The sequence below is a fragment of the Bradyrhizobium sp. USDA 10063 genome, assembly GCF_054063735.1.
In genome coordinates, this window is record NZ_JBSSGP010000002.1 from 2,582,606 (window position 1) to 2,598,181 (window position 15,576).

Annotated in this window: 11 protein-coding genes; 6 read left to right on the forward strand and 5 right to left on the reverse strand. The window is 62.5% G+C overall.

Annotated features, from left to right (window positions below):
- Nucleotides 1-774: a response regulator gene (locus tag ACVJGD_RS14625; protein ID WP_456634998.1), complete on the reverse strand. Its 774-nt coding sequence runs from the start codon at nt 772-774 to the stop codon at nt 1-3.
- Between the two features lie 727 nt (nt 775-1,501).
- On the opposite strand from ACVJGD_RS14625, the gene ACVJGD_RS14630 reads away from it, so the two are divergent.
- Nucleotides 1,502-2,335 carry a helix-turn-helix domain-containing protein gene (locus ACVJGD_RS14630; RefSeq protein WP_456634999.1) on the forward strand — a complete coding sequence of 278 codons (834 nt, stop codon included), beginning with the start codon at nt 1,502-1,504 and terminating at the stop codon, nt 2,333-2,335.
- 604 nt (nt 2,336-2,939) lie between these two features.
- Here the strand turns inward: ACVJGD_RS14630 and ACVJGD_RS14635 are convergent.
- From ACVJGD_RS14635 to ACVJGD_RS14645, 3 genes are all read right to left on the reverse strand, one after another.
- Nucleotides 2,940-3,605, reverse strand: a complete 666-nt coding sequence (locus tag ACVJGD_RS14635) for a response regulator transcription factor (protein ID WP_456635000.1) — start codon at nt 3,603-3,605, stop codon at nt 2,940-2,942.
- Nucleotides 3,606-3,621: 16 nt separating this feature from the next.
- Nucleotides 3,622-4,020 carry a response regulator transcription factor gene (locus tag ACVJGD_RS14640; protein ID WP_027579025.1) on the reverse strand — a complete coding sequence of 133 codons (399 nt, stop codon included), beginning with the start codon at nt 4,018-4,020 and terminating at the stop codon, nt 3,622-3,624.
- A 69-nt stretch (nt 4,021-4,089) separates the two neighbouring features.
- Nucleotides 4,090-6,039, reverse strand: coding sequence for a PAS domain-containing sensor histidine kinase (locus ACVJGD_RS14645; RefSeq protein ID WP_456635001.1), 1,950 nt, complete (start codon nt 6,037-6,039; stop codon nt 4,090-4,092).
- 251 nt (nt 6,040-6,290) lie between these two features.
- Between ACVJGD_RS14645 and hpnN the strand changes: the two genes are divergently transcribed.
- From hpnN to ACVJGD_RS14660, 3 genes are all read left to right on the forward strand, one after another.
- The gene (hpnN, locus tag ACVJGD_RS14650; protein WP_456635002.1) at nt 6,291-8,918 is read left to right on the forward strand and encodes a hopanoid transporter HpnN; all 2,628 of its coding nucleotides are present in this window, start codon (nt 6,291-6,293) and stop codon (nt 8,916-8,918) included.
- A gap of 751 nt (nt 8,919-9,669) precedes the next feature.
- Nucleotides 9,670-10,689, forward strand: a complete 1,020-nt coding sequence (locus tag ACVJGD_RS14655; RefSeq protein ID WP_456635003.1) for a patatin-like phospholipase family protein — start codon at nt 9,670-9,672, stop codon at nt 10,687-10,689.
- A 4-nt stretch (nt 10,690-10,693) separates the two neighbouring features.
- The gene (locus ACVJGD_RS14660; RefSeq protein ID WP_456635004.1) at nt 10,694-12,148 is read left to right on the forward strand and encodes a GntP family permease; all 1,455 of its coding nucleotides are present in this window, start codon (nt 10,694-10,696) and stop codon (nt 12,146-12,148) included.
- A 15-nt stretch (nt 12,149-12,163) separates the two neighbouring features.
- Here the strand turns inward: ACVJGD_RS14660 and ACVJGD_RS14665 are convergent, their stop codons facing one another.
- A complete protein-coding gene (locus tag ACVJGD_RS14665; protein WP_456635005.1) occupies nt 12,164-13,099 on the reverse strand; it encodes an AEC family transporter in 936 nt (311 codons plus the stop codon).
- A 96-nt stretch (nt 13,100-13,195) separates the two neighbouring features.
- On the opposite strand from ACVJGD_RS14665, the gene ACVJGD_RS14670 reads away from it, so the two are divergent.
- Nucleotides 13,196-14,077 carry a LysR substrate-binding domain-containing protein gene (locus ACVJGD_RS14670; protein WP_456635006.1) on the forward strand — a complete coding sequence of 294 codons (882 nt, stop codon included), beginning with the start codon at nt 13,196-13,198 and terminating at the stop codon, nt 14,075-14,077.
- Nucleotides 14,078-14,335: 258 nt separating this feature from the next.
- The gene (locus tag ACVJGD_RS14675; RefSeq protein ID WP_456635007.1) at nt 14,336-15,496 is read left to right on the forward strand and encodes a peptidase M15; all 1,161 of its coding nucleotides are present in this window, start codon (nt 14,336-14,338) and stop codon (nt 15,494-15,496) included.
- The last annotated feature ends 80 nt before the right edge of the window (nt 15,497-15,576 follow it).

Consider the following 15,576-nt stretch of genomic DNA (forward strand, 5'->3'; position numbering starts at 1 on the left):
TCAGAGCCGCTCGACCGACAGCGCGAACACATAGCCGACGCCGCGTTCGGTCAGGATCACCCTCGGCGTGCTCGGATCGCTTTCCAGCTTGCGACGCAGACGCAACACCTGCACGTCGATGCTGCGGTCGAAGACATCCTCGTGCACACGGGTGGCCTGCAGAAGCTGCTCGCGCGAGAGCGGCCGTTGCGGCGCATCGAGGAAGGCAACCAGCAGCGCGTATTCGCCCTTCGTCAACGCGACCTGCGTGCCGGCCGGATCGGAAAGACGCCGGCTACGGCGATCGAGTTGCCAGCCGCCGAATCGATAGCGGCCTTTCTCCGGATCGCGCGGCGCGGTCTGTCCGGTCTCCCGTCGCCGCAGCACCGCGCGGATCCGCGCCAAGAGCTCCCTCAGACCAAATGGCTTCGTGATGTAATCGTCAGCGCCAAGCTCCAGGCCGACCACGCGATCGATCTCGTCGCGGCGATGGCCGGTGGTGATGATCACCGGCACGTCCGAATGCGAACGGATTTCGCGCAGCAGATCGAGACCGTCTTCCTGGCCGAGCCGCAGGTCGAGGATGACGAGATTGGGTTCTCGCGTGACCAGCAGGCCAGTCACTTCGTCCCGCCCCGACGCAGACAGCGCACGGATGTCGTGCTCCTCGAGATAGTTCATCACGAGGTGCCGCATCGTGCGGTCGTCCTCGACCACGAGGCACGTCGGCTGGCCGCGTTCCGCACTCGGGTTTTGATCGGACCGTGCGGGCTGATCGGATCCGTTTCCGCCCACTCCGCCTCCTTCACTGCGTTCGGGCCGACCATTGCGGTTAGCCGCGGCAATTGCGGCGTTCAAATTCATTTGCGTCTCTCCCGACGCCCCCTGGCGGCGGGGTATAGAGCACAGTATTCCCCGCCACAGCACACATTTCAGCGAGCGCATCAGGCATCAAATATCGTTGAGCGCGACAGTGCCGGCGCAGCTCATCACAAAGTTGTGGTCGCGTTGAACCAGGACACGATTTCCGCGAGAGAAGCGCGATCTTTCCGGCGAGCTCACGCTTACGGTGTCTCCGGTCCGCTCCACTCCATGATCTTAGAATCGTTCAAAGCCGCCAAGCCCTGGTTGGGTTTGGTTGGCTCCCGTTGAGCGAAGTCATGATTCGCTGAAGCCCGGCCTTCCGCTGTCGCGACAACTCGAAGGGCGCGCCGGTGATTGCGGCGTTCGTCGACGAGCGTTTTGCTAAAATACTCTGTACGACATCACCGCTCGAATTTTTCAATGACTGTATTGACTGCATTGCAAGTGATGGCTGCGGCGCCGACGTCCGTCAGGCCTTCGTGAAGACCTCGCCGACGACGTATTCGTTACTTCTCACGATCCATACCAATGTATGACACCATCGTGAGGCAAAGCGGTCCATATTGATAGGCATCCGATAGTCGACGCCAGTCGAGCTTGAGATTTCAGGAGGCCAAATATGTCGTGCCATCCCGCCCAGTTCCTCAGAGAGCGATTGATGTCCGCAGCCGAACTCTTGGACAACCGCTCGACAACTGCAGTCCAGCAATCGCAAGAGCGTGCAGCGCGGCCGGATGCCCCGGTCATTGGCATCGATCTCAAGCATCTCGGCGTTTCTGTACGCGTTGTGCCGACCAACGGAAAACATACGGCGCCAGAGACCGAGCGCGCCCTTCATATCGTGGGAGCGGGAAGCGATGTGGAGGCGGCACTGAGCTTCGACAGCGTGAGCAAGGCAATCCGGGAGATGCCGAAAGCGCGAATGGAGCAGGATCCAGTGGTGCGCAGGCTCTCCGAAGCGCTGGCCGCGGCAGAGCGGGATCAGTCGGAGTTCGGAGGAATCTACGCGGACGCCATCAGGCTCGTCACTGTGGCCAGGATGATCAGCGCCGATACCAGACCGACGTCGCCTGTGCAGACCAATCGGGACGGCGGGTTGTCAAAGTGGCGGCTCAAGCGCGTCGTCGAGTACGTCGCCGAGCATCTCGATGAGAAAGTGACGTTGGCAGACATGGCCGGGGCAGCCCGGCTGAGCCGGATGCATTTTGCCGCACTGTTCTTCCGCGCAACGGGACTGACGCCGCATCAATATCTGCTGAAGCAGCGTGTCTCGGCTGCGCAGGACATGCTGCGAACGACCGACAAATCGATCGTCGACATCGCACTGAGTGTCGGGTTCAGCACCCAAGCGCACTTCACCACCGTCTTCAAGCGCATCGTGGGACAAACGCCCTTGAAGTGGAGGGAAAGCAGGCCCGCAGAGACGCTGCTGCCGTTGTACAGGAGATTTGGCGCTGACGAGCGAACCGTCGGGGAATTTCGGCCGCTCTGACGAGACCGTAGCGATGATGCCGACCCGTAGGGTGGGCAAAGCGAAGCGTGCCCACCATTCAGTGCTCTGCTCGTGGTGGTGGGCACGCTTCGCTTTGCCCACCCTACGCATCTGCCCTTTCATCGCGGCTCTCAAAGAGAATTAGCAAAGCTGCGGCGCCGGACACAAACCTTGGTGTTGACCGCGCACGCCGCGAGGACTGTGCGACTTAACCAACCAGTATAATCGACGATACCCCGCACCCTTCGTAAAACACAGCATCGAAGCATTGCAGTGACCCGGCGATCGGGAGCGTGGAAACCATGAACCGTCGATTGAAAAATTTCATTCTCAGACGCCTCGCGGTTCTCCTGGTCTCGTGGCTGCCGACGTCGTCGCACTCGTTTGGAATCGAGAACAGGGACGACGCTGCGCTACGCCACGTTCATCAAGCTCCCCTGAATTCGCTCGCAAGCCGAAGCAGTTTGGTTTCTCTCGATTCGGAGTGCGGCTCGAAGGCGGTCCTGCAACGGCAATACGATCGCGTTCTCAGAAGACTGGACGCAAATCAGGTTCGCATCAACATTTAGAGCAAAGACGGCTCGCGGATCGAAGACGGGCGCGCCTAATCATCGCGGGCAGGCTGCTGATTGGTCGGCGCCTGTCGAACGCCAAGCACATCGGCCATTCGCACGAGTTCGGCGAGCGATTTGGCCTGCATCTTGCGCATCATGTTGCCGCGATGAATTTTCACCGTGATTTCGCTCAGTGACAGGCGCCAGGCGACCTGCTTGTTCATCAGTCCTGCTGTGACAAGACCCATGACTTCCCGTTCCCGGGGCGTCAGAGATTCGTAGCGCAGCCGGACGCTTTCGTCCCGCCGCGCGTCCGCGCGCCGTCGCCGGTCGCGGGAGACGGCCTCTTCGACAGCCGCGAGAAGCGCCTCCTCTTCGAACGGCTTTGGAAGGAAATTGACCGCGCCGGCCTTCATGGCGCGGACGGTCATCGGGATGTCGCCGTATCCGCTGATCAGGATCACCGGAATGGAAGCATCGCTCTCAACCAGCTCCTCCTGGAATTCGAGCCCATCGGCCTCGCCCAACCGAATGTCCAGGATCAGGCAGGACGCGGAGTTGATGGCATCGGATGCCAGGAACTCGCCCGGCCCGGCGAACGTCTCGACCGAGTAGCCGACGGCGCGCAGCAGGCTGCTGAGCGAGTTGCGCACGTCGGTGTCGTCGTCGACGACGCAGATGAGGGCGGTGCTGATCGAGCTCTGTGATGCACTCATGCTGTCCAGGACCGGGTCATTGAAATGTCGGGGGAGGTCCTTGCGAAGAGTCGCCCAGGATTGCTTCCACGTCGTGGAGCAGAATCTCGGGATCGACGGGCTTGTCAACAAAAGCCGCGGCCCCGAGGCTCTTTGCCTCGGCGCGCGCCTCCGGCGTCGAATAGGCGGTCATGACGATCACGGGGACGCCTACGCCCCGGCGCCGCAGTTCCCTGTGCAGGCCGAGGCCATCCATGCCCGGCATGTGCAAGTCCGTGATGACGCAGTCGACATTCGCGACGGAGGACGACTCCAGGAAGTTTTCGGCCGCGCCAAAACTCTCCACGCGCAGGCCTACCGAGCGAAAGAAGCTCGATATGCTTTCCCGCACGTCGTCGTCATCGTCAACGATGCAGATCGTGGATCCCTGTGGCACTAGACAGCTCCTCCCGGGCAAATCGCCCGGTGTTTTGGTCGGTATGACCGGATTCTGTCCGTTTTCCCATCATATCAAGATATTAGGTTTCGACCAGCGCGCCTCCGCCGGGATGTTCAATGGCAGCGTGAAGCCCACGGTCGCTCCCCATCCGTGATTGTTGGACGCCGAAACGCGCCCTCCCTGCCCTTCTATGATCGTCCTGCAAATCGACAGTCCAAGACCCATTCCATCGGACTTGGTGGTAAAGAACGGTTCAAAGATGCGCTCGGGGTTGCCCTCGATCCCGGTACCGCTGTCCTCGACAGCCACTTTGATGAAATTCTCGGCACTGCCGTCGATCTTGACGCGAATCTCATGCGGGCGGTCGGGGATTCCCCTGGTCGCATGGAGCGCGTTCATCAACAGGTTCACGATGACCTGCTGCACCTGCACGCGGTCGCAAACGATGGGACCCCTGATATTGGCTTCCTCGACGCGGATGGTCGCCGCCGCAGCGCGCGCCTCCCGTGCCAGCAGGGAAACGGCATCCTGTACTAAGGCGCCCATATCGACCGAGCTCGCCTGCGGCGCGGTCTTCTTGGCGAGCGCGCGCACCCTTCCGACCACCTCCGCGGCCCGGTTGCCGTTCGAGACGACCTTGTCCAGACAGTCGGTCACTTCCGTGAGGTCGGGATCGGGCCGGGTAAGCCAGCGTTTGCCCGACTTGCCGTAGTTGATGATGGCCGCAAGCGGCTGGTTGACCTCGTGCACGATCGAACCCGCAAGCTGGCCCAGCAGGGCCACGCGCCCGGCGTGAGCGAGTTCGACGGAAGTCTGCTCGATCTTCGCGCGAGCTTCGTTTCGCTCGGTGACATCGAAGGCCATGAGCAGCACCCTGGACCAGTCCTGTCCGTCCGGCAGGACGGACACACGCAGCACCGCATCGATGATGCGCCCGTGCAGGGTGGCGCACCGCGTCTCGATCTCCGCGAAAGAAGAACCGGCGGCGAATGAAGCGAAGATATGCGCGATGGCCGGTTCGGAATCCGGCAATTGTCCGAGAACCACGTTGCCGTCGGTCAGATCAGCGACCGTATCGGCCTCGAACATTGCGAGCGCCGCGCTGTTGGCGTTGTAAATCCCGATCTGGTTTGCGGCTGCACGCAGGATCTGCGGATTCGACAATAGCCATGATTTGCAGTCCTGGCCCGGCCCTTTGCTGTCCAGAATCAGCCGCATGGCCTTGCTCAAGTCGCATTCCAAGGCGGCGAAACCCGCCGAGTTGAAGATGGTGCTGTAACGTTGCTCGGAGCTCCGTCTTTCGGCCAGGGCGCGGCGGCTCTCGGTCAGGTCGGCGCTGGTTTCGATGATGCCGACGGCCCGACCGTCCGGATCGCGTCGCTCGAGCCAGCGACTAGCGAGAATGAGCCGTGTGCCATCTCGCCGCGTTCGGATGATTTCTCCCGACCAGGTTCCATTCTGCGCAAGAGAGGCGCTGATTTCATCTGTCGGAACGATCGACTCGAGCAAGTCGCTGCAGCGCTTGCCCAGCGCCTCGCCGCGCGTCCAGCCGTAGAGCCTCTCGGCTCCTTCGTTCCAATACAGGATAATGTCCGATCGGTCCCGAACGACAACGGTGTCGTGCGAGAGCTCGAGGATCCTTGCCTGCTCGGCCAAGGTGGTTCTCGCCGACCTGTCCCTGAGCGACAGCAGTACGGTGATCGCGATCGCGACGAGACTTACGACGTAGCGCAGCAGGGCTCCTCCCAAGGGGTCGTCGGCGTGACCCGCAAGGAATGCGATTGTCGTGAGCACGGCCGCGATACAGCCGCTGGCAATCACGAACCTGCGGCCGAGCGGCGCAAGCGTCAGCACCACGCCCGTGTACAGCACCGCGACGGCGCCATCGATCGGGCTCAACGCATCCACCAGGAAAATCAGCACCGACGCAACGACGGCCGCCGCGAGCACGAATTGCCCTCTCCGGCTGCTGATTGTCTTCAAACCACCCTGCTTTGGACCACCGCTGGCCGCCATGTCATTCCTCATCAAGCCCCGTTCCGGGGCCGACTTTTATCGTTTCTGGTCGCGAGAATGATCATACCTAGGTTTGCATTCTCGTGCCCCCGTTTTGTCTGTACCGGGAAGCCTGAGCAGGAACCGCGAGCACCGTGCAAATTTGAAACGCTCATGCGAACCTCGGTAGACAGGATTTCAATTGGCCGCCCATCGTTCGATGGGGGCGTTGTCCGAGATCACGATGCGCGCGTTGGGAAAGCCGATTCATCATGTTGAAATCAGCAATCGTCGGAGTCGTGGATTTTTGTGCGCAGCGGCGCTGGTGGGTTCTCATCATTGGAATCCTGCTCGCAGTCGCGGCTCTCGCCTATGACGTCACGCGTTTCGCGATCACGACCGACACGCAGAAGCTGATCTCGGACAACCTTCCCTGGCGTCAGCGCCAGTCGGCGCTTTCCGAGGCGTTTCCGGACAAGGGAATCCTGGTCGTGGTCTCGGCACCGACACCGGAAAACGCCGAAGCGGCGACGAGCGCCCTGACGCAGGAGCTCGCCAAGCACTCGGATTTGTTCCACACGGTGGTTCAGCCGGACGGAGGCGAATTCTTTCAGCGTAACGGCCTCCTGTTCGAACCGCTGCCCAGCGTCAAGAAATCCATCACGGGATTGTCGAGCGCCGATTTTCTGATCGGCTCACTCGCGGCCGATCCAACCCTGCGTGGCGTGGCGAAGGCGCTCGGCTATGCGCTCGATGGTGTCGATGGAGGAGACATCAAGCTAGACCAGCTCGCCTGGCCGCTCTCGCTTGCCGACAAGACGTTGAGTGACGTGCTTGCCGGCAAGCCGGCGACATTTTCATGGCAGGCGCTGGTGCAGGGCTCGCAGCCGCAGCCGGCACAATTGCGCCACTTCATCGAAGTGGAGCCGATCCTGGATTTCTCCGCGCTGCAACCCGGCCGCAAGGCGACGGACGGCATCCGTCGTGCGGCTGCCGATTTGAAATTGGGCGAGAAGTTCGGCGCCAACGTACAGCTCACTGGCACGGTGCCCATGAACGACGACCAGTTCTCGGTCATCCGGCAAAGCGCGCTGCGCGACACGTTGATCGCCCTGTTCGGTACGCTGATCATATTATGGCTCGCGCTTCGTTCGTGGAAGATCGTCACCGCGGTCTTTTTCAGCGTGATCGTGGGCCTCGCCGTCACCGCCGCCCTTGGCATCGTGATGGTCGGGGCCTTCAACCTGATCTCGATCGCGTTCTTCGTCCTGTTTGTCGGGCTGGGCGTGGACTTTGGCATCCAGTTCAGCGTCCGCTACCGCTCCGAACGGCATGAGTGCAGCGACTTGCGGGAATCGCTGCGACGGGCCGCGCGCAAGGTAGGAGCCCCTCTCTCCCTGGCTGCCGCGGCCACGGCCGTAGCCTTCTTCTCGTTCCTGCCGACGAGTTACAGGGGCCTTTTCGAACTGGGTCTGATTGCCGGATGCGGAATGTTGATTGCGTTCCTCTGCAGCATCACCCTTGTCCCTGCGATGCTGGCTTTGCTGAAACCGCCGGGAGAACTGGCACCAGTCGGATTCAGCAGCCTCGCGCCGCTGGATGATTTCCTGCAGCGGCATCGCATCGCGGTGATCGCCGGCACCATCCTTGTCGTCCTCGCAGGAACGCCGCTGCTCTCCCGCCTTCCGTTCGATTTCAACCCGATCAACCTGCAGAACCCGCACGCCGCATCCGTCGTGACGTATCGCGAGCTGCAGGGCAATCCGCTGACCAGCGGCGACGATGCCGAAGTGCTGGCATCCTCGCTGAGCGAAGCCGACAGCATCGCAAAGCGGCTGGCTGCGCTGCCTGAGGTCTCGCGTACCATGACGCTCAACAGCTTTGTTCCTGATGATCAGGATCAGAAGATTGCCGTCATCAAGGCCGCCGCGCCACGCCTCCATGGTGCCCTCAATCCGCCGCGCGATCCGGCGCCGACGGATAAGGACACCGTGGATGCCATCCGCGCGACCGCGCAACATCTCTCGAAAGTCGCGGGCGCCGCGACCGGGCCTACTGGCGAAGCCGCGCGACACGTTTCCGACTTGCTGACGCGCCTGGCGGAAGCTGACGGCGCAACCCGCACAAGCGCCGAATCTGCCTTCGTTCCATCGTTGAACCACGATCTCAACCAGCTCCGCAGCAGCCTCGATCCGCAACCGGTGACCATCCAGAATCTTCCGGCCAATCTTGTTCGCGGCTGGCTGCTGCCCGACGGCCGGGCCCGTGTTGAGGCGCTGCCGAAAGGCGCCCCCCAGGATAACAGCGTGATGCAACGCTTCGCGACGGCAGTCACGGCCGCGGAGCCTTCGGCCACCGGCCCCGCGATCAGCCTGTATCAATCGGGCAGAACAGTCATCGACGCGTTCATTGAAGCAGGCGCGCTTGCGCTTGGTGCCATCGCGATCCTGCTCCTGATCGCATTGCGTCGCATCACGGACGTGCTGTTGACGCTGATCCCGTTGCTGTTGGCCGGCGCGGTCACGTTGGAGATCTGCACGCTGACCGGCACGGCGATGAACTTTGCAAACATCATCGCCTTGCCGCTGCTGCTTGGGGTCGGCGTCGCGTTCAAGATCTACTACATCATGGCCTGGCGCGAAGGGCAGACGGGGTTGCTGCAGTCCAGCCTGACCCGCGCGGTGATCTTCAGCGCCATGACCACCGGCGTGGCGTTCGGAAGCATGTGGTCATCGAACTATCCGGGCATGTCGAGCATGGGCAAGATGATGGCGCTCGCGCTGCTATGCACAATGGCCGCGGCCGTGCTGTTCCAGCCGGTCCTGATGGGACCGCCGCGCCAGGTCAGGGCGGCTCCGGCCCAGCGGTCGGGCGCTCCATTGCCTCGCGCGGCCGAATGAATCCTGAGCCGAAGTCCCCCGGTTTGTTTGCATTCTTGCGAACCGGTTCACATTCGACGTCGGCTCTGTCATGCTATGTTCATATATCGCAGCCGGACGGAGGACCGGGCGACTGCTGCTTCGAGGGGCGGAGCTGCATCTGGCCATCGTGACCGAGCGAAAATGGTGACGTGCTCGCCTGCAACATTGCTGGAGGTTGACCATGCATTCCGTTTCAGCCGAATGGCAATCCGCTTCGACAGCCCCCTCTGACGAAGATCTCGAAATCTGTACATTGAATTACGATGGCATGGTCCATGCGCTTCCCTTTCCCTGCCGCAGGGATGGATCCAACTGGGTCGATCGTTCGGGCGGAACGCACGCTGACATTCATCCGACCAATTGGCGCAAATGGACTGAACCAAACTAGTTTATCGTCCGAGCGAGCGCGGCCTGGCCTTGACTGCGCCACGGAAGTTGCGTGCTAGAGCGCGAGCCGACCAGGTTGAAGCGGCTGCGGATTGATTTCACCTCTCCCGCTTGCGGGAGAGGTCGGCGCGTCGCGCCGGCTGAGGGCTCTCTCCACTCGGGGAGTCCCAATGCGGAGACACCCTCACCCCAACCCTACCCCAACCCTCTCCCGCAAGCGGGAGAGGGAGCGCAGCCAAGCGAAGTCGGTTGTCGGATAGCGACATCGACCACAAGTTTGTCTCGCATGTACCAGCTACCTGCGGCATAGTCAGCCTCCCGTATGCCGCGGAACTCAAGGCTCATGAACCGAAGTCCGGTGCTCATAGACCTGGCGCTCCAGGGCGGAGGCTCGCATGGCGCGTTCACCTGGGGTGTCCTCGACCGGCTTCTTGAAGAGCCGTGGTTTCAAATTGCGGGCATATCCGGGACGTCGGCCGGGGCGATGAATGCCGCGGTGCTGGCGGACGGCTGGACCGAGGGCGGCGCTGCCGGGGCTCGCGACGCCTTGGACAAATACTGGCGGAGCGTCTCGCGCGCCGCTGCATTCAGCCCGCTGCAACGGTCGCCACTCGACCGCCTGATGGGACGATGGTCGCTGGACACCTCTCCCGCCTATCTCTTTACCGATTTGATGTCGCGGGTGCTGTCGCCCTACGACCTCAATCCGCTCGGCTTCAATCCGCTGCGGGAGATACTGGCCAAGGCCATCGATTTCGAGCGTCTCGCCCGCGCGCCGATCAAGCTCTTCGTCACCGCCACGCGGGTGCGGACGGGTCGCGGACGGATCTTCCGCAACGCCGAGATCAATGCGGATGTCCTGCTGGCGTCCGCCTGCCTGCCGACGATGTTCCGCGCCATCGAGATCGACGGCGAGCCCTACTGGGACGGCGGTTACGCAGGCAATCCCACGATCACGCCGCTTGTTCGCGAGACGGATGCGCACGACACCATCATCGTGCAGATCAACCCGACCGAGCGGCCGGAGCAGCCACGCACCGCCGCTGACATCCTCAACCGCCTCAACGAGATTTCATTCAATTCGCCGCTGGCGAAGGAACTGCGGATGATCGCGCTTCTTCGTCAGGTCGCCGACCCCGGTACTGGCGAGGGCGCCCGGTGGGCACAGATGAAGACGCACCGGATCAAGAGCGACATGCTGGCGACGTTCGGCGCGTCATCCAAGCTCAACGCCGAATGGGCGTTCGTCTCCAAGCTGCGCGAGGAAGGGCGGCGAGCCGCCAATGAGTTCCTCGACACGCACGGCGCCGATCTCGGCCTGCGTTCGACCGCCGATCTCGACATCCTGCTGGCGGAGTGCTGAGGGCATGGGACTTCTCGGCATTCTTGTCGGGCTTGGTCTGCTGATCTGGCTCGCTTTCCGCGGCTGGAGCGTGCTGTTGCTCGCGCCGGTCGCCGCGCTGATCGCCGCCGCCTTCGATCGTCAGCCGCTGCTCGCCAACTGGACGCAGACGTTCATGGGCAGCGCGGCGGAATTCCTCGCGCAGTTCTTTCCTATCTTTCTGCTTGGCGCCATCTTCGGGAAGCTCATGGACGACAGCGGTGCGGTCGTGGCGGTCGCAAACTTCATTACCCGCAGTCTGGGTGAACGCCGGGTCATCCTTGCCGTCGTGCTCGCCGGTGCATTGGTCACCTATGGCGGCGTCAGCCTCTTCGTCGCATTCTTCGTGATCGTTCCGATGGCCCAGTCGCTTTTCCGCAAAGCGGCGATTCCGCATCGCGTCGTGCCTGCGGCGGTCATTCTCGGCACCTCGACTTTCACCATGTCGGCGATGCCCGGCACGCCGTCGATTCAGAACGCCATACCGATGCCCTTCTTCGGTACGACGCCCTTTGCCGCGCCGGGCCTCGGCCTCATTGCGTCGATGATCATGCTGGGCGTCGGGCTATGGTGGCTTCTTCGCGCCGAGAAAGCCGCGCGGCGCGCAAACGAGGGCTACGGCGACGCGCCACCGACAACTCCCGAACATGCAGCCGACGACGAATTGGTGCGCGAACGGGCGACAACCGCGCGGGAATTCGATCCGGCGGAAATCCGCCACGGGCACCACAGCGAAGCAGCGGCCCCGGTTCTCAACGCCATCCTTCCCTTGATCGTCGTTGTCGCCGTCAATCTCGTGATGTCGCTCCTCGTCTTGCCGCGGCTCGACTTTTCATTCCTGGCCGAACAGCGTTGGGGAAACACGTCGCTATCGGCCGTTTCCGGTGTCTGGTCGGTTATCCTCGCATTGGCGGCAGCAATTGCGACGGTCATCCTCTGCAACTGGACGCGACTGCCCGCGCTGCGGCGAACCATGGATGCCGGTGCCAATGCGTCCGTGCTGCCCGCCCTGAGTGTCGCGAGTCTCGTCGGCTTCGGCGCTGTTGTTGCCTCCCTCCCCGCCTTCGGCATGGTGCGGGACTGGGTGTTGGGGATTGAGGGCGGCCCGCTGGTGTCGCTTGCCGTCGCTACAAATATGCTTGCGGCGTTGACGGGGTCAGCTTCCGGCGGCCTGACGATCGCGCTCGATGCGCTGGGTCAGACCTACATGGAGATTGCCGCGCAGGCGGGGATCGATCCCGGGATCTTGCATCGCGTGGCCGTGATCGGCGCGGGAACTCTGGACATCCTGCCTCACAACGGCGCCGTCGTGAGCTTGCTCGCGATCTGCGGCCTGACGCATCGCGAAAGCTACCTCGACATTGTGATGGTCGGAATCGTGAGCTCCGTTATCGCTCTTTCCGCTGTGATCGCGATCGGCGGCGTGTTCGGGTCGTTTTGATACCGCGCGACGAGGCTATCCGGCCAAAGCGAGATACCCGCTCACGGTCAGAACCGATGCGGCAGTGGAAGCAAGGATGACGCTGGACGTGATATCCGCCTCGCGCTGATAGAACTCCGCCAGCATGAAGGGTCCTGTCCCGGTCGGGAGAGCTGCCAGCAGAACGGCAACATGCGTGAGCAACGGTGAGAGGCCGAACACGGCGGTCGCCATGACCCAGGTGACGGCCGGCTGCAGGACCAGCTTGAAGCCGACGAGCAGAGCCGTCGATCCGATGTCCTGCTCCGTGGTCTCCCGCTTCGCTGCGAGGAATAGTCCGAGCGCGATCAGCGCGCAGGGCGAGGCCGCGCCGCCCAATAATCTCAGGAAACTTTCTGCCGGGCCGGGAACACTGAGCCCGGCGAGCGGAAAGATCGCGCCCAGGACAGGGGCGACCAGCAGGGGATTGCGAAGCAGCGAACCGCCCACCTTGATGAAAAGATGCTTGCGTCGTTTTTCGGCTTGCAGGCCGGTTTCAATCAGCACGATGGCGATCGCAAACAGGATGCAGACCGTGATGATCGTGGCAATCAGCGTCGGCGCCAATGCTTCGCGGCCAAGCGCCACCAGCGCCAGCGGAAAACCGACAAAGCCAACATTCGCGTAGCCCGCATTCAGGGCATCGATCGCGGCATCGGCCAGGTGCCGCGGGCGACGCAGACGAACGGCAATTGTCAGGCCGAAGACCAGCGCCGCGCCGATGCCGAACGCCGCGATAAAACCCGGCTGCCAGACATCGGTCCATTGTGCGTGGGCGACGACGTCGAAAAGCAAGGCCGGGAGCGCAAGGTACACCACGAAGCGGTTCAGTTCCGCGGACGCGTGGGGGCCGAGGACGCTGATCCGGCGAGTGAGCCAACCAGCGAAGATGAGCGCGAAAATGGGGAGAACGGTGGTGAGGGTCGAGAGCATCGAGAGCCTGGCTTCAAAATTGCCGGTTAGCTCTATCCAGCGGCTGTGATATCATCCAATACCGATTGGCATCCCTATCCATACCTTATCGGTATCATGATCGACATCAGGCAAATGCGCTATTTCGTGGCCTTGGCCGAGACGCTCCACTTCGGGCGCGCGGCCGAGCGCCTTCACATCAGCCAACCGCCGCTGAGCCGCCAGATCGCAGCGCTGGAAAAGGAACTCGGCGCCCGCCTGTTCGAACGTCATTCGCGGCGTGCGACGCTGACCCATGCCGGTCGACGCTTTCTGGAAGACGCACGTGCGGTGCTGATCAGCTTCGACCAGGCCTGTCGCAACGCGCGTCTGGCTGAGCGCGGTGAGTTGGGCGAGCTTTCCATCGGCTTCATGATGCACGCGGCCTATACCGTCCTGCCGGGCCTGGCGCGGCGCTACATGGCCAAGCATCCCGGAGTGCGCGTCGAATTGCGGGAGGTCGTTCCCGCCACCCTGGCAGATGCTGTGCTGGCTGGGCGGTTCGATGCGGCCATCATGTTCAACCCCGGCCCCGTTCGCGGATTGGAGACGCATACCATCCATCGCGAGCGGTTGTGCCTGGCAGTGCACGCCAGCCACCCTCTCGCGGACCATGCGGTGATCCGCGCCAAACAGCTCAATGGCGAGCCCCTGATCGCTACCCCCACCGACGTGGCACCGATGCTGCGCGAGGCGATTGTCGGCTACTGTCGTTCCGGCGGGTTCGAGCCGACCTTCAGGCTCGAAGTTGCGCTTCAGCAGACGATCGTGAACCTCGTCGCGGAGAACCTCGGCGTTGCCCTGGTGCCGCAATCGATGGGGCAGCTAGGCATTGCGAATCTGGTCCACCGTAAGCTCGAAAAAGCCCCTACCATCGAGCACGTGGTTGTCTGGCGGCCGGGCAATCTCAATCCGGCACTCCAGCCATTCCTTGCAGAAGCGCGGGCCGTTGCTCTGTAGCAGGTGCGTGCGTTCACTTCTCCCGTTTGACTAGAATCTAATTTGTATTGTCTGAGAGCGCAGCATTTTGCTGCCTGCCAAGCTCACGAAATCGCCCTGCCCGCTTCCAGCGGCGCGTTGCAGTCGGGCAACAGTTCCAAGAAAAGATCACAACCTGCGATTTCCGCCATTGCGCGTCCACATCTTGGTCCAAAAAATCAGCACTGTCGCTTGGCTGGGCAGCTTGGCTCAAGTGGAGCCCTTTGGAGGCTACGGGACATGAACCCGCGGCAATTTGCGACGGTGGCGCCGGCGCTATGCGGAACGGTCGTTCTCGCAGGTTGGGTCGTCGCATCGCTTGGTGGCTTAGGTTCGGCCAGTATCGAGAATGCCGGAGCGGTGGCGATCGAGGACCACCGCGCACCATCATCTCCTACCGCCAACGCCGAACCGGCTGACGCGCCGCGGACGACCGCAACAGGCGGCGTCGCTGTCGCGGCCGCCGATGTGGCGGCGGCGGTGGAGGCGGTGAAGGGAACGATCACCGATCCGACGCCGGCCTCGGATGAGCCGGAACCCATCGTCGAAGCCGCGCTGCCCGATGCGTCGCAGACGTTGGCGCCCGATAGCGCGCCCATGGAGGCGGTGCCAGCGAACACGCCCGACCCGATACCAAACGACGCCGGGGCGACCGCGAGCCGCATCGAAATTCTCGACGAGTGCCTGGTGGTGGACATCTGCGTCGACCGATACCTGTGGGCGCTCTACCAACGGACGCCCAAGGAAGACACCAACAAGGTGTATGAGAAGAGGAAAGTGACAGTCAGGAAGAGGGGCAAGACGGTGACTGTCACCAGAACCTTTACCAGGCTCGTCGATGCGGACTTTACGTGGAAGGATCCGAAGGCGGCGGAAAGGGCCGGCATGCCGATGATGGACTACGTGATCGGAGGCATGGATCGGCGCTTCAAGCTGAAGCTGTTCCATACGCTTCACGCGGCGGAGCAAGCCGGGCTGTCGCCTGGCATCACCAGCGCGTTCCGCGATGACTATCGTCAAGCGATCGCAAGCGGCCTGAAGGCGGCAAGCAACAGGTCGTACCATGGCGGAAGCCTCCGCGGCGGCTATGGCCACGGGCTTGCGGCCGATATCGTGAGCGTCAAAGGCACGACAAGGGCGCAGCGATGGATTGCCAGTGAGACCCTCTGGAAATGGGTCGATGTACACGGGAAGGAGTTCGGCATCGGGCGGCCGTATCTCGATCGAGATCCCCCGCATGTGGCGCCGATCGACGGCAAGGAATATACCGCTCGCCGCGGAACGAACGTTCGCCACGCGGAAGCAGATATGAAAAAGCGCGCCAAACTGGTCATGCGCGTCGATCGCAGCGTGGCGAAACGCACAAAAAACGCAAAAGCGTCGAAGGGGAGAACGATCTAACCCTATTCAAGCATGCGCTCTAACGACGCGGGCAGGCTCTGCCGAATTCCTCAATTGTGCCGCTCGAATGTCCCAAGGAC